The 22,545-nt window shown below is 46.4% G+C and carries 23 protein-coding genes; 16 read left to right on the top strand and 7 right to left on the bottom strand.

Going from position 1 to position 22,545, the window contains the following annotated elements:
- Nucleotides 1-18: 18 nt before the first annotated feature.
- The 3 genes from ACTU3N_RS04980 to ACTU3N_RS04970 are packed head-to-tail and all read right to left on the bottom strand — an operon-like array spanning nucleotide 19 to nucleotide 3,777.
- Nucleotides 19-1,134, bottom strand: a complete 1,116-nt coding sequence (locus tag ACTU3N_RS04980; protein ID WP_443085029.1) for an HrpJ domain-containing protein — start codon at nucleotides 1,132-1,134, stop codon at nucleotides 19-21.
- Between the two features lie 14 nt (nucleotides 1,135-1,148).
- Nucleotides 1,149-2,927 (bottom strand): type III secretion system outer membrane ring subunit SctC, encoded by a 1,779-nt coding sequence (gene sctC, locus ACTU3N_RS04975; RefSeq protein WP_443085028.1) that lies wholly within the window; start codon nucleotides 2,925-2,927, stop codon nucleotides 1,149-1,151.
- Nucleotides 2,920-3,777, bottom strand: coding sequence for a helix-turn-helix domain-containing protein (locus ACTU3N_RS04970; RefSeq protein ID WP_443085027.1), 858 nt, complete (start codon nucleotides 3,775-3,777; stop codon nucleotides 2,920-2,922). Before ACTU3N_RS04970 ends, sctC begins: the two co-directional genes overlap by 8 nt.
- Before the next feature lie 506 nt (nucleotides 3,778-4,283).
- Between ACTU3N_RS04970 and ACTU3N_RS04965 the strand changes: the two genes are divergently transcribed.
- Genes ACTU3N_RS04965 through ACTU3N_RS04930 form a run of 8 tightly spaced genes read left to right on the top strand, consistent with a single transcriptional unit; the run spans nucleotide 4,284 to nucleotide 9,058 of the window.
- Nucleotides 4,284-5,519: a PrgH/EprH family type III secretion apparatus protein gene (locus ACTU3N_RS04965; protein WP_443085026.1), complete on the top strand. Its 1,236-nt coding sequence runs from the start codon at nucleotides 4,284-4,286 to the stop codon at nucleotides 5,517-5,519.
- Entirely contained in the window at nucleotides 5,519-5,782 is a 264-nt protein-coding gene (sctF, locus tag ACTU3N_RS04960) for a type III secretion system needle filament subunit SctF (protein WP_443085025.1), read from the top strand. The genes ACTU3N_RS04965 and sctF overlap by 1 nt, the downstream gene beginning before the upstream one ends.
- 49 nt (nucleotides 5,783-5,831) lie before the next feature.
- The gene (gene sctI, locus ACTU3N_RS04955; protein WP_443085024.1) at nucleotides 5,832-6,155 is read left to right on the top strand and encodes a type III secretion system inner rod subunit SctI; all 324 of its coding nucleotides are present in this window, start codon (nucleotides 5,832-5,834) and stop codon (nucleotides 6,153-6,155) included.
- Nucleotides 6,155-6,943 carry a type III secretion system inner membrane ring lipoprotein SctJ gene (gene sctJ / locus ACTU3N_RS04950; RefSeq protein ID WP_443085023.1) on the top strand — a complete coding sequence of 263 codons (789 nt, stop codon included), beginning with the start codon at nucleotides 6,155-6,157 and terminating at the stop codon, nucleotides 6,941-6,943. The genes sctI and sctJ overlap by 1 nt, the downstream gene beginning before the upstream one ends.
- A complete protein-coding gene (locus tag ACTU3N_RS04945) occupies nucleotides 6,940-7,497 on the top strand; it encodes a hypothetical protein (protein WP_443085022.1) in 558 nt (185 codons plus the stop codon). Before sctJ ends, ACTU3N_RS04945 begins: the two co-directional genes overlap by 4 nt.
- Nucleotides 7,475-8,146, top strand: coding sequence for a hypothetical protein (locus tag ACTU3N_RS04940; protein ID WP_443085021.1), 672 nt, complete (start codon nucleotides 7,475-7,477; stop codon nucleotides 8,144-8,146). Before ACTU3N_RS04945 ends, ACTU3N_RS04940 begins: the two co-directional genes overlap by 23 nt.
- Nucleotides 8,147-8,503, top strand: coding sequence for a hypothetical protein (locus ACTU3N_RS04935; RefSeq protein ID WP_443085020.1), 357 nt, complete (start codon nucleotides 8,147-8,149; stop codon nucleotides 8,501-8,503). It begins immediately after the preceding gene.
- Nucleotides 8,504-8,554: 51 nt separating this feature from the next.
- Nucleotides 8,555-9,058 (top strand): lytic transglycosylase domain-containing protein, encoded by a 504-nt coding sequence (locus ACTU3N_RS04930; RefSeq protein WP_443085019.1) that lies wholly within the window; start codon nucleotides 8,555-8,557, stop codon nucleotides 9,056-9,058.
- 236 nt (nucleotides 9,059-9,294) lie between these two features.
- On the opposite strand, the gene ACTU3N_RS04925 is transcribed toward ACTU3N_RS04930, so the two are convergent.
- Complete coding sequence (locus ACTU3N_RS04925) at nucleotides 9,295-9,987, bottom strand: winged helix-turn-helix domain-containing protein (protein WP_443085018.1); 693 nt, start codon at nucleotides 9,985-9,987, stop codon at nucleotides 9,295-9,297.
- 775 nt (nucleotides 9,988-10,762) lie between these two features.
- On the opposite strand from ACTU3N_RS04925, the gene phnC reads away from it, so the two are divergent.
- From phnC to phnE (ACTU3N_RS04905), 4 genes are all read left to right on the top strand, one after another.
- The gene (gene phnC, locus ACTU3N_RS04920) at nucleotides 10,763-11,605 is read left to right on the top strand and encodes a phosphonate ABC transporter ATP-binding protein (protein ID WP_443085017.1); all 843 of its coding nucleotides are present in this window, start codon (nucleotides 10,763-10,765) and stop codon (nucleotides 11,603-11,605) included.
- A gap of 31 nt (nucleotides 11,606-11,636) precedes the next feature.
- Complete coding sequence (phnD, locus tag ACTU3N_RS04915) at nucleotides 11,637-12,578, top strand: phosphonate ABC transporter substrate-binding protein (RefSeq protein ID WP_443085016.1); 942 nt, start codon at nucleotides 11,637-11,639, stop codon at nucleotides 12,576-12,578.
- 70 nt (nucleotides 12,579-12,648) lie between these two features.
- A complete protein-coding gene (gene phnE, locus ACTU3N_RS04910) occupies nucleotides 12,649-13,521 on the top strand; it encodes a phosphonate ABC transporter, permease protein PhnE (RefSeq protein WP_443085015.1) in 873 nt (290 codons plus the stop codon).
- Nucleotides 13,518-14,396 (top strand): phosphonate ABC transporter, permease protein PhnE, encoded by an 879-nt coding sequence (gene phnE, locus ACTU3N_RS04905; RefSeq protein ID WP_443085014.1) that lies wholly within the window; start codon nucleotides 13,518-13,520, stop codon nucleotides 14,394-14,396. Before phnE (ACTU3N_RS04910) ends, phnE (ACTU3N_RS04905) begins: the two co-directional genes overlap by 4 nt.
- Nucleotides 14,397-14,468: 72 nt before the next feature.
- Here phnE (ACTU3N_RS04905) and hdeA read toward each other — a convergent pair whose 3' ends face one another.
- The 3 genes from hdeA to ACTU3N_RS04890 all read right to left on the bottom strand — a co-directional run bounded on the left by hdeA (nucleotide 14,469) and on the right by ACTU3N_RS04890 (nucleotide 17,912).
- Nucleotides 14,469-14,798 carry an acid-activated periplasmic chaperone HdeA gene (hdeA, locus tag ACTU3N_RS04900; protein ID WP_443085013.1) on the bottom strand — a complete coding sequence of 110 codons (330 nt, stop codon included), beginning with the start codon at nucleotides 14,796-14,798 and terminating at the stop codon, nucleotides 14,469-14,471.
- Between the two features lie 94 nt (nucleotides 14,799-14,892).
- Nucleotides 14,893-16,440: a glutamate:gamma-aminobutyrate antiporter gene (gene gadC / locus ACTU3N_RS04895; RefSeq protein WP_443085012.1), complete on the bottom strand. Its 1,548-nt coding sequence runs from the start codon at nucleotides 16,438-16,440 to the stop codon at nucleotides 14,893-14,895.
- Nucleotides 16,441-16,508: 68 nt separating this feature from the next.
- Nucleotides 16,509-17,912, bottom strand: a complete 1,404-nt coding sequence (locus tag ACTU3N_RS04890; protein WP_443085011.1) for a glutamate decarboxylase — start codon at nucleotides 17,910-17,912, stop codon at nucleotides 16,509-16,511.
- A gap of 407 nt (nucleotides 17,913-18,319) precedes the next feature.
- Between ACTU3N_RS04890 and ACTU3N_RS04885 the strand changes: the two genes are divergently transcribed.
- The 4 genes from ACTU3N_RS04885 (at nucleotide 18,320) to tcp (ending at nucleotide 22,506) form a co-directional block, all read left to right on the top strand.
- Complete coding sequence (locus ACTU3N_RS04885; RefSeq protein WP_443085010.1) at nucleotides 18,320-18,634, top strand: ArsR/SmtB family transcription factor; 315 nt, start codon at nucleotides 18,320-18,322, stop codon at nucleotides 18,632-18,634.
- Entirely contained in the window at nucleotides 18,634-19,158 is a 525-nt protein-coding gene (locus tag ACTU3N_RS04880) for a rhodanese family protein (RefSeq protein WP_443085009.1), read from the top strand. Before ACTU3N_RS04885 ends, ACTU3N_RS04880 begins: the two co-directional genes overlap by 1 nt.
- Before the next feature lie 57 nt (nucleotides 19,159-19,215).
- Nucleotides 19,216-20,628 carry a DNA cytosine methyltransferase gene (locus ACTU3N_RS04875; RefSeq protein ID WP_443085008.1) on the top strand — a complete coding sequence of 471 codons (1,413 nt, stop codon included), beginning with the start codon at nucleotides 19,216-19,218 and terminating at the stop codon, nucleotides 20,626-20,628.
- A 213-nt stretch (nucleotides 20,629-20,841) separates the two neighbouring features.
- Entirely contained in the window at nucleotides 20,842-22,506 is a 1,665-nt protein-coding gene (tcp, locus tag ACTU3N_RS04870) for a methyl-accepting chemotaxis citrate transducer (RefSeq protein WP_443085007.1), read from the top strand.
- The last annotated feature ends 39 nt before the right edge of the window (nucleotides 22,507-22,545 follow it).

The following is a 22,545-nucleotide window of genomic DNA, read 5'->3' as shown; positions in this document are numbered from 1 at the left end:
TTACGGACATTTCTGCCATCATTTGTAATGCTCGTTCCAGATACCAGACGTTCTCTCTTTAGCATATAAAGAAGTCAGGAGTTCAGACATAAAATCTAATACCACGTTACGATAAGAAACACTGGCATATAAGAATTCAGGAGTCGTGTTGAACACATCGCGTAATGTCTGAATGACTGTTGCTCGATGATTTACAAATAATTTCGACATAAAATCATGGCTAAATGCCTGCAATGCGCTTTGTAAATTGTCAAAATCAATAATTCCCGTCATATACAGCTTTACGATGTCCTCTTCTGTCAATAATCCCTGTTTATTCGCCATTAACGCGCCGAATGGGAAAGCAGCAAAACGAGCGAGCAACGCCTTATCCATGGTATGTAAAACACGAGCGTCCGATAACTTAGCGCTCAGCGGGCCGAATTCATCAAAATGAATTCCCGGCTCACTGGCTTTCATATCTGCAACAAGCGCCGCCAGCGTAAAAGCGAGTAAACGCTTACGGTTGCGGTAGCCATATTCATCGATCCAGTCCTGGTAAATAAAGCCTGCTGGAAGGTCTAGCTCAAGAAAACGAAGATAGCTATTACGCAAATCCTTGGCGGAAAGTTGCTTGTCGCCAGTGCCTTCACTAAAACGCCTTGCCGTACGTCCGACATTCATTCCCGATTTCATTTTCTGCGTATCGCCGAATTTTTCTAAATCGGCGATAGATTCTTTGATCTTCTTCTTTTGTAACTCAGTGAGCTGCCGGCTTAGCAGCAGCTCGCGCAGGGCAAGCATCAAATCACTGTCATTTGGGAACAGACTTCGCGCAAAGTTGATAAGTTGATTATGATCGCGCAACCTGGCAACCTGGCGAACCAACGTCTCGAATTTCTCGTCAGCTTTCTCTTCGCACATAGAAGAGACAAAGTCATTATCTGCACTATCGTTTTTACGACCTGCCCTGCTGAACCGTCCAAAGGCACTAAGAATATCGGCCATTTCCTCAGCAGCGTCGTTAATCTCCGCCTGTAAATTAACAACCGGAGCTAGTTCAACAGCATCGTCGCCACTTTGCGAAGAGCTAATAATGGCAGGTTGTAAATCTATACGCGTAAAATCACTGGTGCCTATGGAAGTAATAGCCATTTATAACCCTGCCCTTATTTTCTGTTCATCGTTTCGCGTAACATGGATACCGTTGACTGCAAGGTCGTCTCGTTACCAACCCAGCTACGTCCAAGCACCGGATTGCTATCGTCAGGCCCTTCCCAGGTCTCTCCATTTTTCATTAAACGCGGCTGAATAAGGAATAAACGCACCATTTTTTTATGGCTTGTATAACTGTAATCAAACATTTTTCCTAAATAAGGAATTTCGCGCAGCACCGGAATACCCAGCTTATGATGTTCATCCTGATTACGGCTGTAGCCACCTACTAATAAGCTATAACCAACCGGTACACGAGCTTCAGTACTAATCTGGGTGTTATTAACCACCGGCAAATTATCAACATCTTCAATCGTACCATCAGCAGCGAGCGGCAGGCCTCCGTCCTGGATGTTGAGGATCATCTCAATTTCCTGTTGACGTTGAGCAAGACGTGGAAGCACGCTAATCATGGTGCCGTACGTAATTTTCTCCAGCGATGAAGTACGTTCGCCAATCAGCTTCGCGTAAAAGCTGCTGTTGTTATCGAACAGTGCAGGTACGTTTTCCTGAGTCAGAATTTCAGGGCGCGAAACGACTTGCGCGTTGCCCTTCTGAGCCAGAGCCGAAACATCAGCCAGGAAATGAATGCTATTTTGAGGCGTAAGAGAACTGGTATTAAATGTTACCCCTGTGCCACCTAACTGTGCTGCACCCTGCCAACGAACACCCAGCTCATTAATATCATCTTTAGAAATATCAATGATCCACAACGAAAGTTGAATTTGCTGTTTAGGAATATCGATGGCATTTACCAAATCTTCAACATAACTGACCTGACGTTCGGAACCCTGAATAAGCAAGCTGTTAGTATCGGAATACGCCACAATATTGATATTGTTTTGACTTTCCATAACCGGATTGTTTACGGGTGTAGGTGCAGGAGCTCTCGAACCGAAACCTGGTAACGGCGGAAAATTTCCCGTCTGACCCGCAGCAGCAGCTTCCATCGCATGCTGAGTATCGTTATCAATAGTAATGCGAGCTCCGGCCGCAGCCGCTCGGTTACCCGAGCCGTCGGTTTGGTTATTCAGTAGCTGATTCAGTACAGAAGCAACACCAGGTATAGTCACAGGCGCGTCACGCTGGGTGTAGGTTCGATCGTTAACAAAGGTATTTTTGAGTCGAATAACGCGAATTGTTGTTTCTCCGGTTCCTGGCCTGGCATACGTCGCATCGATGTATTTTGCCGCAGCAGAAATTAACTCAACATAAACCGGCGGCCCAGAGACATAAAACGAACCTGCTTGCCCATTAGAACGCAATGGGAAGCGCGTATCATATAGACCAGACGACTGCAGATAAGTAATCAGACGATCAAAAGGCGCATAAGACAAACGGACTACGCTGCTTTGGATTTCACTATTATCGTAGATATATATCGAACTGCCATCGTCATACCAGATAAGACCAGTGCGTGCCGCTAAGGTAGTTAATAAAGTTTTTGGATTACTGAGGTCAAAATTGCCAGAAACACGTTTTTTAGCTGCTTCAGTACTTACGATAACAGGTTTATTGATCGCACCACCGAGAACATAAAATAATTGTTGAATACTATTATTACTTGCAACATAGACATTATCATTATGTTGCGTGGCGGCGTAAGAATCTGAAAAATGATTACGTGTATCTTTGTTATCAAGTAACGCGGCTGAACTCTGGGAGCAAAGCGACATCCCAATGAGTAAGGCAATTAAACCAGATCCAACTTTTCTTGTTGCCAGTTTATTCATGAAGCAAACCTTCCAATTTCTTGAACTCCCGAGGCGTGATGCCAAAAAGTGATTTTATTTCACTGGAGAAATGTGATGACGAAGAATAACCATTATTACCAGCTATAGTGGAAATGGATTTATCCTTCTCGATAAGTTGTAAAGCGCTATGCGCTGCCCGCCACATACGTAATTGTTTTTTGGGGCCTCGAGTGAAAGCGTTATGACACAGCTTTCTAAAATAAGACTCAGACACACCATAAATTTTGCATGCATTATAAAGTTTATGACTATCGCTTTCTTTATCTTCATTAAAAACCTGAGATAACAAGAAATACGACACCCAATAACTTTCAATATTACGCACAAAATTAAAAATATTTTGTAAGTTATGTGTTAATGGATTTAGCATGCCATTTATAAGCATATCCATTAAATTGCTACTGCTTCCTTCCATCAGTAAAATAATGCTGCGTTCATTTTCCAACAATACTGAACTATTATCTTTATTAGTTCCCGGACCAGTAGTTTTAGCACAAGGCTTCATCTGATAGTCCAGAAAAGAAAATAGTGTGGTAATTTGTGATAAAGGAAATAACTCAACAGTCCAGCTTCCCGTAAATGTTGCATTTACGGTATCCAGAGAGGCGATAACTACCGTATCGCTAATGCCGTCAATTACATCAAGTGAATTATTAGCGCTAAAGCAAGAAAGCGTTGAATCAGTGTTTTTTGGGCTAGCCAAGAGCAATGCGTTATTTACTTCAATAATGTCATCGGCTACTTCATCAGGCTTAGACATTAATTTTCTTTCATAACCTTGCAGGCCTGACTGGCGACAATCCGCACCATTTATCAATGTATTTTTCATGGAACCTCAGTAATTTCTGCAAAAAGTAATGTTGAGGAAGTTATAATACAAAGCTGGAAAACAGCCATAAGTTCAAATTCGGATGAAAATCTAATCATAAAAATCATCCGAGTCAACAAGGGCAAGCAAACTTAATAATTTAATAAACAAATTAATAAAAAATTCAAAAAAAAATAATCGGCAGGCGTTGTAATTAATACCAGAAAAACTTACAGTGCTGACCTATCAGATAGCTTTACTATTCACTCCAGACTAGCCATGGCTATCTGTTTCTGGTGGGTGACAACATTTAAGATGGCGCGTGACGCTATATATGTCAATACCTTACACCATATAATTTATATATCTAAATGAATCCCAGAATGCGAAATGTGAGAATAGCTCGAATAAGCTTCATTCTTGCAGCTTAATTAACCGTTTCATATTAGTAATCGCAAACGGTTATCGCCTTAAATTAAATAACCCTTATTTATATGAACAGTAATGAGAAAGAGCCAATTAGCGTTATGATGGAAGAAAACACACAGCAAAACTACACTCTGAAGATATTGTTTGGGCCGATGTTTGGCTGCGAACTTCATCTTCCGGCTGATGACTATTTCCTCATTATCAATGCTGGTTTAGCACTGCAGGATAAAACAGCCGTACAAACATCTTCTCAAGAGCACGCCGCATACTACACGCAGAATACTTTGTACATTCCTTATGACAAGGCATCACCAAATATTATTCTGCGTCTCTCCGAGTACCTTAATAATGAGGAAGAGACAGGCATTCGCGTTGAGGTTCAGGATGTCAATGGTAGTTTTAATACTACCCTTAAAGAGAATGAAATATTCACATACGAACACATTTGCTTTGCTTACAAACGTAGTGAAGATGAATGGACGGAGGATATTAAAAATTTCAACTATCCAACTATAGTTGAACCTGAACTTACCGTTGATGACAAAATTAACATTTTCAATACAAAAAAACGGCGTGCAATAATAATCGGATCAATTTTATTCCTGATATTGTTGATCCTCGCAGTCGTTGTCTGGTATAAAAACGCTGAATATGATCGTCGCGTATTAACCCTCAACGAAGTTCTCGCCGGTGCCCCGGCCCCTCTTGAGATTGTCAAAAGCAGAGATAATAAATCTATTTATGTTTTAGCCCATAAACTTCCAGAAATGGAATGGGCACAGGAAGCGCTGTATAAAATAAAGGATGAGACCCACGTAGTACCAATCTGGCTGAATAAACAAAGACAGAATGTTATTGCACATATGAGTAAAGCGGGCTATCCCGTATTACAAATTGATTACACGACCCCCCAACATCCTGTTGTGGCGATTTATCGACAACTGTCTATCAATGAGGAAGCAACATTAAAAGCTGCTGCATTGAAAGAAATTCCTTTCGCGCAAGATATCCGCACGACAGTGAAATCAAAAGACCAATTGCTTAAAGATGCTCGTCAGGGGTTGGATCGTTTACATATATATTATCGACAAATTGATACCACTACAGGCTATGCCCTGGTCGTTCGTGATGCACTCAGCGATACATCGCTTAGCGCCTTACAAAAGTTTATTAAGGGGTTCCATCAGCAATGGGGTAATTCGGTAATCACCTTCTCAATTAATCTTGATGAAAACTGGTTACAAAATAAATCCTACGTTGACTCTAACAATGGTTACCTCTTTTTGAACCCACGGCACTGGTATTTCCCAATCAAACATGGAGATTTAAATTAATGGCTTACGTTAACCCAACCTTAACTTACAACAATGATTATTTTCTTGATAATCTGTCCGGCAATTTCGAAGATGGCGCAACTCAAATGATGACCGACCTGCAGGATGCTGAAGCGGCACTGCAAAAAGATCCATCAAACCCGTCTGTACTCGCTAACTATCAAGCAAAACTGCAGGAATACACCCTGTTCCGCAACGCCCAGACCAGTACGGTCAAAGCGTATAAGGATATCGGTGCTGCGATTATCCAGAACTTCCGTTAATAGCTTTGGTGCGGGGGTATCCTCCCGTACCTCTTTTTAAGGAGTAATTATGAGCCAGCCTCTGCAAGCTCTGTCCTCGTTAACAAAATTAACCCCTTTTACTGACAAACCGGATGATAATTTATCGGTAGCGGTACATGACCAGAATTTTAATAATCTGGTAACCAATTCCTTTAAAAAAGTCAGCGAAACGGATATGCAGTATAAGGATATGATTAATGCCCTTAGTCAGTCCCCGCAGTTCACCAGCGATCCACAGGCGCTGTTAATGCTTCAGAGTTATATCGGTGAATACAGTAACTACGTTTCCCTTGTTAGCACAATTGCACGCAAAGGGGTGAGTACAATCGAAACTCTGGAAAAATCGCAATAATGGCTGGTAAATTTTTAAGAGCAATAGCAATTCTGTTTACCGTTGCGCTGCTCGCCGGGTGTAATCAAGAAAAAGTTCTTGATAACCTGACCCAGGAACAAGCTAACCAGGTTCTTGCTATTTTGCAGCAGCATAATATTGCTGCGCACAAAGATGGCACATTAAAAGCGGGTTACACCATTACTGTCGAGCCGCAGGAAACCACCGCAGCACTTTCGATTATTAATCAGTATCAGCTCCCGTGGGCTGCAGAAGTGCAGATAGGCCAGGCCTTCCCGGACAGTTCATTGGTTGCCTCCCCAAATGCCGAGCAGGCACGCGTTCTCTCTTTACAAGAGCAGCGTCTGGAACAATCACTGAGGATTATTGGCCAGGTTGTGAATGCACGTGTACATATTAGCTATCCGGCTTTTAATAATACGTCGAGTGCAAAACCGCAGACCGGTCACGTTGGTGTACTGATTTCTTATAAAGGCGAAATCGACGAGAGTATGTTCATCCCGCAAATTAAGGCATTAATTAAAAATAGCCTTGATGATGTTCGTTATGAAAACATCTCTGTCGTGCTCTTCCCTGCGCCAAAAATCCAGTATGCACCTCCGGTTAAAGCGCCCTCTTCTGCGCCTGAAACCTGGATGATTCTTCTGGCTGCCATAGTACTGTGCTCGGCTGGTACAGGGGGCTACATTTTCTATAAAAGCATGCGTCGTTCTCCGCTTGAAAAAGAAAAGGAAGAAGATAAGGCGCTGGAGCAGAATCTGAAACATGAGGAGCCGCCAGCACAATGAGACCTGAAGACGATCGGATAATGAAAATCCTGTATTCACCGGCACATTATATACACCCAAGTCATTTGCCTGAGGAGCTTCAGGACAGAGGAGTTTGGGGTGATGTGCTGGTCAATTACTGGATTATGAAGCATTGCCAGCTTGAGGATGTGGGTGAGAGCTGGGCACCAGCCGGTATCGCCGCCACGCTTATCCTTTCGCACTGGCAGCAATTGCCGAACGTTGCTCACTTGATTGGTGGTTATCTCTTACGCACACAGCTAATGACACGGGGCGCAGCTTTAATGTCCGATCCTCAGTTGTTAGCCTTTATTTCCTTGCCGCTGTTACACCATATTAAGGTTGAACAGAATGTAGAAAATATTAATCCTTCTGCATGGGGTGCAGCCTTTATTCTTGGGCTTGCTGCTGGCCTTCCCAGGGCTTTGCAGCAACGCCTGCTACTTTGTTTCCAGGCGGAAATCGAGTTACCGGAAATTCAGGCAGAGATAACGCCTAATCACATCAATTTATTTAGAATGGCAATTAGTTATGCGAACAATTTCCAACGATGAACTGCCACAAGATTGGCACGCTCAAACGCTGATAAAATCCAGTGAACGAAGCCGCTATCGCCAGATGGCAACGGCACTGGAACGCACGCTGACACGTTGTAGTGAAATTCATGCCGAATATGAATCGCAAACTGTCGCAATCAGAGAATATAGCGAAAAAGAAGGTTTCTCAGCTGGCTTTGCGCTTTTTTTCTCTCAGGTTATAACCTTGCTGGATGAGTACGAGAAGCGCCAGAATGCACGGTTCAATGCATTACGGGATAATTTAAATAGCGCTCTTGAATCATCCTTACATGATCCAGTGATCGTGGAAAGGATTATTCACCATCTACAAGAGAAATGCGGGCATCAGAAAGCACTGAGGATCATAATCCCCAAAGAAGTTCCTCTTCCTGTTGGGGCTGATGCGTCTAATTATCTGTTTAGTGATGATAACCACATTACTATCCAGACAGATACGGATTCTATCCGTTTCCCGGGAGGAGCATTATGTCGGCAGTGGCTTACACAAGCCGAAAATGAAATTACGCCTATGAACGAAAATATAAATACCCTGATACCCGAATTACTTCATAAGTTGGGCAACCAGTTATTGGATCTCAGTGATAATAAAACCGTTGCATCTTATCTGCATTCAGAGGAAGAGTAAATGACCGCAATCAATAATATTGCTTCTGCTTATCAGAGCAGAAGCGCAACAGACTCTGATGAATTAAGCTTTAATGACAAGTTCCTGAACTATATTAAAGAGAACAAGCCTGACGGCGATCTTAAGAGTTTGATGGAAGAAGCGAAAGAACTTTTTCCGCAAGAAAATATGACGATGTCCCAGCTTAATTCTGCATTGTTGTATGCCGACACTATTCTGCGTGCTAATCCCGACTATCAGGAATATACCTCTGAAACTCTGGATAAGAACTCAGTACAGATGCTTGGTATCAACATGTTGACTAATAAGATGATGGAAAAATTCACATCATCTGAAGAAGAGCAGGACTTTTTGTAAATTAAACCACTTTAATTAAATCCTCCCGGTGTCATGCCGGGATTCACGCTTATGTCATCGATATTTAAACACCCTTATACGTTTTTATTCACTTTATTATTTTCCCCGCTCGCTTTAGCACAGCAAAGTGATTGTATTAATGAGGCAGCTGTTTGTTTTCAGATAAACCCATTAGTAATTAAAGCCATAATATGGCAAGAATCGGGAAATAAACAAAGTGCACTTAATAAAAATAGCAATCACACTCAGGACGTTGGAATGATGCAAATTAATAGCATCCATTTCAATTCTCTTAAAGCCCGAGGGATCTCTGAGAAAGATTTACGAGAAAATAGCTGTGCAAATGTATTTTCCGGTTCATGGATATTAAGAAACGTTATTGAACGCTATGGTTATACCTGGGAAGGTATCGGAAATTATCATTCCCATACACCTGTCCATCATGATAAATACGTTGAAAGACTCACCGCTATCATTGCACGTAAATCTCATCTGATTGATAATATACAGGTCGCCTATCAGGCCGGTATTCGCGAAAAATTTACATGCCAGTAAACATTAAAATCTGATTGCTATTATTTCAGCAACAAACGCAGGGTAGCGTTATTTTCCACTTATCATTAACAATATATGATTTTGAATTCTACATAATTAAAATAGCAATCAGAATATTATTGATTACTTAATAACACTTCACATAAAAATGCGTTCTAATCACTTAAGCAAAAACAACGCTGGTGATTATAAAAACAATCACCAGGCATGAAGAAAGCGTACATTAAACTCGCTTATTAGGGCATAGGGTATTCTTTACTGTCTTCTTCAGGCGTGGAGAACAGATCTTCCTTAAGCCCAGGAGAATACTGTTTACTCACACTTAAGTCCACTTCACATTTATCTTTATTAAACCCAAATGAGCAGCTCTCGTAACTCAGCGTCCAGCAGGCCAACCCACTGAAAAAAAGGATAAATCCTGATAAAAGTACCTTTTTAAAGACAGATGATTTTTTATCCGGTTGCGCAAGCGAAATAAGCGGCATTGCGCTTATATATGAGGAAATTAAATTTATGGCACCAGGCACTATCGTAACAGGACCTTGCTTTCCGTTCACATTAGTCGTGGTTTCATCATGACTCTGACGGGCGCTGGCTGCTTCAATAACAGTGGGAGTGACGGCTAGTTTATAGCCAAGCTTTGGTATAGTGAGGATAATATTTTTCTTTTCATCACACAAAATTAATCTGAGTGAACGGATAACCTGAGCAATACTTTGCGAGGTGACATAGCTTCCTCCCCATACCTCAGAAAGGAAATCATTCTGCGATACCGGATTAGGAAATTTATCACAAAGAAGCGCAAGCACATCAGCTTCCTTTTTTCTCAGTTGAATAACCTCATCAGAACGCTGTAATGTTCTCAGCTTTCGGTTGAATGTAAAATTTAGAAAACAGATACTCCCGCCATCCATTACATCGTTATTCATTCTAGATCTGCTATCCTTTTGAGTCATCAATGAACCCACCCTATCATAACTATGTGATTAAATTTGTTACCTCCCGCCCTAATGATTTCTAACAAGACTTGTTCCGTTAAAAACACTTTAACGTTCTGGTCATATTTAAACTATACCAGTGGTGTGGCAACGCTTTATTTATAATAAAATAAATTCTAAACCGATTAATCAGGCGATAATTAATGATTTAATTAAGTTTTTTTAATTACCCTACATGCTTAATAAATTATTAATCTTAATAATTTAACGCAACGAAATTATTTCCCACATTCGGATATTGCATTATTTTTTACTTCCCGCAAAATACAAATCACAATTAATTACAACAATGCAACCTGCTTCAACCACAATGCAAGTCATTACAATGGGTTGATTTGAGAATAAAGATATCATCAGGCAGGATATTATCAGCGCCCAGAGGTTACGCTATATATCGATTAGTGCGTTGCAAAGAAAAACGTTTCGCACAGAAATAATATATATGCAAAACGAAATTTTAATCACTTAACGTTGTTTTCCTTGCTGGAAGCAAAAATAACATGCTACCCTGATGTAATCTATCAAAAAACGCCTTGCAGATCTTAATCCTATTCATCTCATTCTTAAGACATTCAGTAATCGCTCTGCATTCTGTTTTCCCCCGCCCTCGTTTATGACGTTCATTATTTATTCGCATGTTCGTCATAAAACGATCATCTGCGATGTACTTAATGGTCGCCAGTTTAATGGAAAACCCGGATGACTTATGAACAGCGTGTTGGCAGAATTTTCTGAAGACCACTATTCGTCACTGTATCAATTAAACAGCGTACCGCAGCAGAAAGTATTGAGCGTAAAGAATTTACGCAAAGCTTATAATGAGCATCAACGCGTGCTACATGATATTAATTTTGATTTGTACAGCGGCGAGATGGTGGGGGTTATCGGTCGCTCCGGCGCGGGGAAATCGACTCTGTTGCACGTGCTGAACGGAACGCATCGCGCAACCTCTGGTGAAATAATCACTTACGCTGACGACGCTAACCCGCGCGATGTTTCGCGGCTTAAAGGCCGGGCGCTTAATCAATGGCGTAGCGAGTGCGGCATGATTTTTCAGGATTTCTGCCTTGTCCCACACCTTGATGTATTGACCAATGTTCTCCTCGGTCGACTTAGCCAAACTTCAACGCTGAGATCTCTATTTAAACTCTTCACCGATGAAGACAGGGCAAAAGCCATCGCCCTTCTCGGCTGGCTAAATATGTTGCCGCATGCATTACAACGCTCAGAAACCCTCTCCGGTGGTCAAATGCAACGTGTTGCGATTTGCCGGGCATTAATACAAAACCCCTCAATTTTACTTGCTGATGAGCCGGTCGCTTCACTGGATCCCAAAAATACGCAGCGCATTATGAAAGTGCTACGTGACGTAAGCGGGCAAGGTATTAGCGTGATGGTAAATCTGCATTCCATCGAATTAGTCAAAGAATATTGCACACGCGTGATTGGCATTTCTCAAGGGGAGATTATTTTTGACGATCATCCCTCCCTGCTGACTCAGGATATTCTGCAGCATTTGTATGGCGATGAGATAAGCCATGTACATTAATCCTTCAAAAGCAACAACACAGGCAATGACAATGAAAAAGCATATTTCGGGTGTATTACGTTTTTCTACATTGATAGTGGGACTGGCAATAACCTGGCAGGCATCTGCCGCTGAACAACCGAAAGAACTCAACCTGGGTATCCTGGGCGGCCAGAACGCAACGCAGCAAATTGGTGACAACCAGTGCGTGAAAGCCTTTCTGGATAAAGAACTCAAGGTCGATACAAAATTACGTAACTCATCGGATTATTCAGGCGTCATTCAGGGCTTGCTGGGTGGGAAAGTAGACGTTGTCCTCAGTATGTCGCCTTCTTCCTATGCCTCCGTGTACATTAATAACCCGAAAACTGTTGATATTGTCGGTATTGCCGTTGATGATAAAGATCAATCGCGCGGCTACCACTCCGTGGTCATCGTAAAAGCTGACAGTCCGTATCAAAAGCTGGAAGATCTAAAAGGCAAAGCCTTTGGTTTTGCCGATCCGGATTCGACCTCCGGCTTCCTTATTCCAAATTATGCCTTTAAACAGCAATTCGGCGGCAACGCCGATAATAAATATAACAACTACTTTTCCAGCGTCACCTTCTCCGGTGGTCACGAGCAGGATATTCTCGGCGTGCTGAATGGCCAGTTTGCCGGAGCCGTCACCTGGACTTCCATGGTCGGTGATTATAATACGGGTTACAGCGTGGGAGCATTTAACCGCCTTATTCGTATGGATCACCCGGACTTAATGAAACAGATCCGTATTATCTGGCAATCTCCCCTGATCCCGAACGGACCTATTCTGGTCAGCAATAGTCTGCCGGCAGATTTCAAAGCTAACGTAATAAAAGCAATCAAGAAACTGGATACCGACGACCATGCCTGCTTCGTCAAAGCAATGGGCGGTACGCAGCATATCGGCCCCGGTAGCGTAGACGATTTCAAACAGATAATTGAGATGAAACGCGAACTGGTTACCGCGCGCTAAGTTGCCTTATGCCGCATCATCAACCTCTGGCCGTAAACCAGAGGTTTCCTGACTGGATTTCCGCCCACGCATGAACACGTCGAATATACAGTTTGAGCAGTATTACCAACGGGTAAGAGTACGTCAGAAGCGTGAAGCGCTCAGTTGGTCGTTAGTGCTGTTAGTACTCTATTTTGCCGCCGGAAGCGCCGCCGAATTTAATCTTTTTACTATCTGGCAATCGCTGCCAAATTTCTTCGATTACCTGTCAGAAACGATTCCTTCATTACACTGGTCAGTTCTTTTTACTGATAGCCACACCAAAGGCTCGCTGGCTTACTGGGGTTACCGGCTACCTATTCAGTTGCCGCTTATCTGGGAAACGTTGCAACTGGCGCTGGCCGCAACGCTTGTCTCATTCGCCATTGCCGCAATTCTCGCTTTTCTGGCGGCAGGTAATACCTGGTCGCCCGCGCCCGTGCGTTTTGCTATTCGCGCGCTGGTGGCTTTTTTGCGCACCATGCCGGAGCTGGCATGGGCGGTAATCTTTGTGATGGCCTTTGGTATCGGCGCGATACCTGGTTTTCTGGCCTTAACGCTGCACACCATTGGCAGCCTGACGAAGCTATTTTATGAAGCGGTGGAAAATGCGCACGAACGCCCGGTTCGCGGGTTAGCCTCCTGCGGTGCTACGCACTTGCAACGTATCCGCTTTGCTCTGTGGCCGCAGGTAAAACCTGTTTTTCTCTCGTACGGATTTATGCGTCTGGAGATAAATTTTCGCTCCTCCACCATTCTGGGTCTCGTCGGTGCTGGCGGTATTGGCCAGGAGCTGATGACCAATATCAAACTCGATCGCTACGATCAGGTCAGCATTACGCTGCTGTTAATCATTATTGTTGTTTCGATGTTGGATACCCTATCCGGCTATCTGCGCCAGAGGGTGCTGGGGGAGAAAAAATGATCGGGCAAACGGCACCGAATGTCGCGCAAATCCGCCAACAACATAAGGCGCTTTTCCTGGCGCAGCGGCGCTATCTCCTGCGTCTCGCTTTGCTGGGGTTAGTCGTTGCGCTCTATTACCTGTGGTTTTTTATGCAGTTTGGCATTCCCGCTGAGCAAGCGCTTACTGGCCTGCAACAAATTGGTCGTTATATTCTGCGTATGTTTGTCTGGCATGATTTTTTTAACTGGCCGTTTGGCTACTACTTCACGCAAATTGGCATCACGCTGGCGATTGTCTTTGCCGGAACCCTGACCGCAACGGTGTTTGCATTACTGCTCTCTTTTTTTGCCGCCCGCAATATTATGTCCGGCGGGATAGCAGGTATCGTGGCGTTTTTGATGCGACGCCTGTTCGATATGCTGCGCGGGATTGATATGGCCATCTGGGGGTTAATTTTTGTACGCGCGGTGGGGCTTGGCCCGCTCGCCGGGGTACTGGCGATTATTATGCAGGATACCGGATTACTGGGGCGTCTTTATGCAGAAAGCCACGAAGCAGTAGACAAATCCCCGGGCCGGGGTTTAACCGCCGTTGGCGCCAATGGCCTGCAAAAACACCGCTTCAGCACATTTACCCAGTCGTTCCCCACTTTTCTTGCGCTGAGCCTCTACCAGATAGAGTCGAACACCCGCTCAGCGGCGGTGCTCGGTTTTGTCGGCGCGGGCGGTATCGGGCTTATCTATGCGGAAAATATGCGTTTATGGAACTGGGACGTGGTGATGTTTATCACGGTGATTCTGGTAGCCATCGTGATGCTGATGGATAGCGTCTCGGCGTGGTTACGCAGGCGCTATATCAACGGAAAACCCGTGGCTATGTTTAAACCGCTTTAAAGACGGTAGCCTCCAGGGGCGATTATTCCCCTGGAAGGCCGGATGTAGTCATAAGACTATGACATAACACGCTTAGACTTTTTTCTTAAATTTATCCCACTCGCTTTGTACTTTGTCTTTGAAACTGGCCTGTTTGTCCTGGGTGCAGGCTTCAATCACCGCAGGCGTTACCGTTTCAATTCCCTGGACATCAATCACGGCGTCCTCGGGTTTGTCTTTATTATTCAGCGCTTCTGCATATCCCACTGCCGTCGGGCGGAAAGTTGTTTCCAGCGCGAGGAAATCCTCGCAGTTCCAGCTATTCACCGGTTTCGTATTTGCAGGTTTGCTGGTATCTGCCGCCCAGGTTGCTGCCGGAATAAGAAGAATGCCGCCGATAACTGCACCAAGTATTTTTTTCATTTCCATATCCTTATTGGTTGATTACTGATTGAAACATTGATGTCTGGAGAAATAGTCAGGACCCCTCCTTAGTTCAGGCGAAACAAAATGGACATTAGGATTTTTTCTTCGTGGAATTATCATTGACCACGAGATGATGAGGCGATCGCGCACGCGGATGCGTGAAAAAGTGTCCTTTCGGCGCGTTGTGCTTCCTGATAGGCACCAGCGTGACATGGGTATGTTTACCCCGTTTGTCATGGAACGTATAAATCAGGAACGGGATCGCCAGTACAATAAGAAAACTCACGGTCAGCAGTGAAACATAGGTTTCCTGCGCATGCTCGCCGCCAACCGAACTGGGTGGGTAGAAAGAGACCACAAACGCCAGCAGCGAAAGCAAGAATCCCACCACCGCCACGGTTATTTTGAACCCCTTGCCGCCAGGAATATGAAAAGCACGTTTCAGTTCAGGCTGCTTCACAATAAGGTGAATGTAGCCGAGGAACAGCAGGAAATAGCTGCACAGATAGATAACCACCGTCAGCGTCAGCGCGATAAGAAACGACATATTGCTGCCGCCGCCGGAATTGGTCAGCACGACCAGGGCAATGGAGGTTATCAAAAGCTGAGAAACCACCAGCGTCACCGGCACGCCGTTTTTATTCACTTTCGCAAAGGCCGCTGGCAGGATGCCTTTTTGCGCCGTCACGTACATACCGCGAGAAGGCCCGACAATCCAGGAGGCAATTTCGGCCAACACCCCCATCACCAGCAAGACGGCAATAATACGCGCTATCCATTCAAGATCCGCACCGTAATGCGTCACCAGCACATTGAACGTTTGTACGACCCCTGCCGAAAGATTTATCTGGTCATGCGGAATAACGGCAGCCACCGACAGCCCACCAATGGAGCTAAGGCAAATAGCCGCCACCATCAGCAGCAGCATCGCCATCGGATAATCACGGCCAGGGTTTCTCATCTCATTAACGTGTGTGGCCGAGGCCTCAACGCCCATGTAACTTAAAATAAAGGCGACGAAAACGACCAGGGTGCCAATCTTAGTAAAATCCGGGAAGAAAGTAGCGGCATCCATCTTAATCGCCAGCGGCGCACCGCTAACAAGATAAGCGATAGCCAGCACAACCAGTATGGCCGCAGGCAGCAGAATCCCACCAAAAAAGCCAATCTTCGCGATTTGCGCCGTATATTTTGTGCCGCCAAATTGCGTAAAGGCCAGCACCCACAAAATAATTAGCGCCGCAATGGTTTTGGTCTCCGGATCGTTATTCAGAGCCGGCCAGTCGAGAATATAAGACAGCGCCCCCAGCACAAAATAGAGCATCGGAATAAAACCAATTGCAATCTGAAGATAGCCAAAAGAAATAGCGGCAAACCCCCAGCGCTCCCCTAGCGTATTAGATACCCAGGCGAAAGTGCCCCCTTCTTCCCAGCCTTCGACTGTCGCCATTTCAGCTGCGCACAAGCCTACAGGGATAAACCATAAAATACCGCCAAGCAGTAAGAAAAATATTAAGCTAAAACCGGATGTTGCAAAGGTCGGATATTCATAGACAGCCATCACCATTGAAGCGGTCATGGCAAAAAAGCCTATCATTGATAATTGATTCGCCGATACGCTTGTCTTTGTATTTTCCATGGCAGATCTCCAAAGTTCCTACGGCTGAATGATGCCGAAGCACCATTCAGCAACAAATTATCGGACGACTATTTCTCCTGACCATGATTAAACCCACCCGCTTCTTCTTCAGTCAGCGGGGTAGTGACAGGATGTTTTTCGAAATATTCAAGCGAGCGTTTGATGTCATCAATAAGCAGAGCGGCGAGGTCGCGGCTAACGCCATGGCGCACCAGTATGCGCTGTATCACCAGGTCCTGGCGGTTTGCCGGCATTGAATAGGCAGGAACCTGCCAGCCGCGGCTGCGTAACCGATCGGCAAGATCGTAAAGGCTATAGCCGCCGATACCCTGCTCTTCTTTCAGCGTCCAGGCCAGCGCCGGAATACCTTTCTGGCTGTCGCCATCGAAGATGATTTTAAACGGCCCTATTTTTTCAATTTCGCTCGCCAGATATCGCGCCGTCGCATAACAGGCGTTATGCACTTTTGTGTACCCTTCGCGCCCCAGGCGCAGGAAGTTATAATACTGCGCAATAATTTGCCCGCCGGGGCGTGAGAAGTTCAGCGCAAAGGTGGGCATATTGCCGCCCAGGTAGTTGACGTTAAAGATGAGCTCTTCCGGCAGATCGCTCGCTTCACGCCAAACGACCCACCCCGCTCCCAGCGGTGCCAGGCCGAATTTATGGCCGGAACCATTAATGGATTTTACGCGCGGCAGGCGGAAATCCCATGGGATATCCGGTGCGCAAAATGGCGCAAGGAAACCACCGCTGGCACCATCAACATGCATCGGAATATCCAGCCCGCGCTCCTGTTGTAATTTATCCAGCGCATCGTGAATCTCTTTTACTGGCTCATACTGGCAGGTAAAGGTCACGCCCATGGTCGGTACCACGCCGATGGTGTTTTCATCGACACGTTTAAGCATCTCTTCCGGGCTCATAAACAGGCAATCGCCTTCAAGCGGCACTTCGCGCAGCTCCACGTCAAAATAACGCGCAAATTTATGCCAGCAAATTTGCACCGGCCCGCAAATCATATTCGGTTTATCTGCCGGTTTGCCTGCGGCCAGACGTTGTTTCCGCCAGCGCCATTTTAATGCCAGACCACCGAGCATGGCCGCTTCCGACGAACCGATGGTGGCGCAACCCAGCGTATTTTCCGCATCCGGCGAATTCCACAGATCGGCAATTAAATGTACGCAACGTTGTTCAATTTCAGCTGTTTGCGGATATTCGTCTTTATCAATCAGGTTTTTATCGATCGATAAATCCATTAATTCGCGGATTTCTTTATCCACCCAAGTCTGGCAAAAAGTCGCCAGGTTCTGCCGGGAATTACCATCCAGCATTAATTCATCGCGAACGGCGGCGAAAACATTGCGTGGATCCCGCTCTTCCCGGGGAAATTTTGTCTTAGGCAGGGTTGTTGAAAGTTCCAGTGAGGCATAGACATCATCTATTTCACTGTAGTTATTTACACTTTTGCTCATCACCAATCTCCTTATGGTTCCGATAGAAACAGCGTTTTTATAACAATACAGCTATAAACCCTAATCCGGAACTTTTCAAATAAATATTTCCGAGCCAAATTATTACCTGATGGAGAATAGTGAATATTTTTTATCTTTTTCATGATGATATCTGAAATGCTTGCAACCCCACTGGCAAAATAGTTTATTTAACGTCATAAAAAATCATAAAGAATATTACTAATAAGTTATCCTTCCCGCATCGTAAATATATTAAAATCATTAGTTGTAAATAGAAAAACATTAATTTTTTCCGATATTTTATTGGGTGTAATATAAATAGCCAACAGAGCTTCTTTATCCGCTTCGCTTGCAACGTGCCTGCGAAAGGTTTAGATTTATCTAAATTTAGAAAAATCTAAACTAAGATGAAAAACGCTGAACTCACCCGCTTACAACAACAGGCTAACAAAGCCTCTATCCTGCTCAAATCGATGAGTAATCCCCATCGCCTGCTTATCTTATGCATGCTGATTGATACGCCGGGCACTCCTGCCGGAGAGCTAAGCGCCACGACAGGCCTCAGCCCTTCGGCAACATCGCAGCACCTGGCGCGTATGAAAGAGGAAGGATTAATCGAAAGCTTGCGCCAGGCGCAGCGGGTGAACTACTTCATCAAAGATGATGCGGTAAAAAAAATAATTAACACACTCAAGGGGCTGTATTGCCCGGAGGAAGAATAGTGAACACCCAAAAAACCACACCTGCGCAAGCGCAAGACCTGCAACAAGCCGGCGCGCTAATCATTGATATTCGCCAACCCGATGAGTTTCGTCGCGAGCATCTGCCGGGCGCCATTTCCTTTCCACTGGCCGATCTGCTCGCCGGAAAAAACCTGAACATTGACGCTTCGGTACAACACGTGATTTTCCATTGTCAGTCAGGCATGCGCACGGAGCAGAATAGTGAGGCACTCACTCGCGCGGCTGAGCCTGCGAGCGCACTAATCCTGGAAGGTGGGTTAAACAACTGGAAGCGTGCGCAGTTGCCAACGGTGCAGGATAAACGCCAGCCGCGCCCTTTAATGCAGCAGGTGCAAATTGTTGCCGGTAGCCTGATTCTGCTCGGCCAGATCCTGGGTTTCACGCTGCATCCGGGCTTTTTTCTGCTCGCCACATTCGTGGGAGCCGGGCTGCTATTCGCCGGGCTAAGCGGCTGGTGCGGAATGGCGCTTCTGCTGGCAAAAATGCCGTGGAACAAGCCTTAAATTCTCCTTGTAGCCAAATGAGTGATATATTTCGACGCGAAACCCCAAGGAGATGTCATGGCGGAAATTGATTCACTGGTGCAGGATCTGCTGACGCAGACAGAGATTGAGCAGGAACGCTGCCGGGCGTTACTGGAACAGGTGCTCGAAATCTATGGTCCGAAGTTTGTGGCGGAGCAGTTAAAAAACGCAGGCCAACAGGCGTGGAGCCGCGAGTCGCTTAATCGCTGGATGAGCGGAAAAGGTGTGGCGAAGACCCTGACCGCCGCGGAAGAGTCGTTGCTGCGCGCATTGCTGCCCTCTCCGCCGCCGCATCATCCTGATTACCGCTTTCGTTTTATCGACTTGTTTGCCGGTATTGGCGGCATTCGCAGCGGGTTTGAAGCCATTGGCGGGCAATGCGTTTTTACCAGCGAATGGAATAAAAACGCGGTGCGCACCTATAAAGCCAACTGGTATAACGACAAAACCGGGCATACCTTCAACCAGGATATTCGCGAAGTCACGCTGAGCGGCAACCCGCAGGTCGGCGAAGAAGAAGCCTACGCCCATATAACTGAGCATATTCCTGAGCACGATGTATTGCTGGCGGGTTTTCCCTGCCAACCGTTCAGCCTTGCGGGAGTCAGCAAAAAAAACGCGCTCGGGCGCGCACACGGTTTTGAGTGCGAAGCGCAGGGCACGCTGTTTTTCGATGTCGCGCGGATCATCAAAGCCCGGCGTCCGGCGATTTTCGTGCTGGAAAACGTTAAAAACCTCAAAAGCCACGACAAAGGCAAAACGTTTAGCGTGATTATGAATACCCTTGATGAACTGGGTTACGACGTTGCCGATGCGCAGGCGAACGGTAAAGATGATCCGAAGATAATCGACGGCAAACATTTTCTGCCGCAGCACCGTGAACGCATTGTGCTGGTGGGTTTTCGCCGCGATCTTCAGCTTAGCGAAGGCTTCACTCTGCGCGATATCGACCGCTTCTACCCCGCGCAAAGACCCGGCTTCGCCCAGTTGCTGGAACCGACTCTCGACAGTAAGTATGTGCTTTCCCAAAAGCTATGGGATTATCTCTACCGCTACGCGAAAAAACACGCGGCGAAAGGCAATGGCTTTGGTTTCGGGCTGGTGGACCCAACCCGCGCCGACAGCGTTGCCCGCACCTTGTCGGCACGCTATCACAAAGATGGCAGCGAGATCCTTATCGACAGAGGCTGGGACAAAGCGCTGGGCGAGCGCGATTTCAGCAATGCAGAAAACCAGGCGCGCCGCCCGCGCCGCCTGACGCCGCGTGAATGCGCGCGTTTGATGGGTTTCGAGAAACCCGGTGGAAAACCGTTTCGTATCCCGGTATCTGATACGCAGGCCTATCGCCAGTTTGGTAACTCCGTTGTCGTCCCGGTATTTGCTGCTGTGGCAAAGTTACTGGAACCGCGCATTGAACGTGCGGTAAAGCTTAGAAAGCGCCGCGCTTAACCCCTTCGCAATACGAGAAACGCGCCAGCAGAGGTTGGCGCAGTTTCCTTCCATAGATCTTATAATTAACACCGTGGCAACAAAAAGAATAAAACTTAATCTGATTAAGCACTTAGTTAAGTATCAATAAACTATCAAGCCAGCGTACATAAAGTTAGTTGCGGCCGGGTCGATACTATTTAAGCAATCCCGACTCTTTTATGGACTACGGCCATGCTTAAAAATATACGGGTTATTACCGGCATCATCATTGCTCTTGCCATTTTCTGTCTTCTCCAGATGGTCACCGGCGGGCTGTTCTACTCGGCGGTCAATAATGACAGGCTGAACTTCCAGAACACCGGCATACTTAACATCCAGCAGGAAAACCTCGGTGACAGCGTGAACACGCTTATCAAAACGCGCGTCACCGTCACCCGCGTAGCTATCCGCTTTTTAAAAAATCAGCGCGATCCGGCCTCGCTTGCCAGCATCGATAAACTGCTTACCGCTGCCAGCGAATCACTCAACCAGGCAGAAGGCTATTTCAACACCTATAAAGGCGCACCGCGTGTGGCCGGGCAGGACGCGGCGTTAGCCGACGCCATCGCCGCAGATGTGGCGAAAATGCACGACGTATTACAACAATCAATTACCTTCCTGCGGGCAAACAATTACGAAGCTTACGGTAATCTGGATGCGCAAGCCGCACAGGACGCGATGGATGCCAGTTACGCGAAGTGGCGCCTGGAGAACAGCCATTTCCAGAAAGTCGCCACCGCACAGAACCAGAGCAGTTTTACCAGCATGCAATGGACGCTCGGTATCATTTTCCTGCTGGTCATTGCGGTCATCACGCTTATCTGGCTGGGCTTGCAACATTTGTTGCTCAAACCCTTACACAGCGTGATGGGGCATATTCGCGCCATCGCCGGGGGCGACCTGACGCAAAATATCCCCGCTCAGGGGCGTAACGAAATGAGCCAGCTCTCGGCTGATTTGCGCAATATGCAGCAATCGCTGGTCAAAACCGTCAGCGCGGTACGTAACAGTTCAGATTCGATTTATACCGGAGCCAGCGAAATCACCACCGGTAACAACGACCTCTCTTCACGCACCGAGCAGCAGGCCGCGTCGCTCGAAGAAACCGCTGCCAGCATGGAGCAATTAACCGCGACGGTGAAACAGAACACGGATAACGCCCGCCAGGCTTCTCAACTGGCGAAAAATGCCTCTGATACCGCCGCTCGCGGTGGTGAAGTGGTCAGTAACGTGGTGCGCACCATGAGCGAGATTTCCGACAGCTCCCGGCAAATCGCACATATCACCAGCGTTATCGACGGTATCGCCTTCCAGACCAATATTCTGGCGCTCAACGCCGCAGTAGAAGCCGCCCGCGCCGGGGAACAAGGGCGTGGTTTCGCGGTGGTGGCTGGCGAAGTGCGCACACTGGCAAGCCGTAGCGCCCAGGCGGCAAAAGAGATCAAAACCCTCATTGAGAACTCCGTTGGCCGGGTCAATTCCGGGACAACGCTGGTGGCAGAAGCGGGCGACACGATGAAGGAGATTGTCACCGCCGTGACCCGCGTGACGGACATTATGGGTGAGATTGCCTCGGCATCGGATGAGCAGAGCAAAGGTATAGAGCAGGTAAGCCTGGCGGTTTCGCAGATGGACAGCGTCACGCAGCAAAACGCCTCGCTGGTGCAGGAGTCTGCCGCCGCCTCCGCCGCACTTGAAGAACAAGCCGAACAGCTGCGCCAGGCCGTCGCGGTATTCCGGGTCAATGACCACGGCACAGCTTCGGTTAACAAGCCGCTTAAACCTCAGCCAGCGCTGCTTCGCCCGGCGCTCTCTGCGGCTCCGGCTAGCGGTGATAATAACTGGGAAACGTTCTGACATTAACCTGCCCGGTGCAGAGATTTGCGCCGGGCAAAC

Origin of the sequence: Vagococcus sp. WN89Y, assembly GCF_052220145.1 — a bacterium.
Lineage (GTDB): Bacteria > Pseudomonadota > Gammaproteobacteria > Enterobacterales > Enterobacteriaceae > Kosakonia.
The sequence above is the reverse complement of the archived record's forward strand: the minus strand, read 5'-3'. Positions and strand labels throughout refer to the sequence as shown.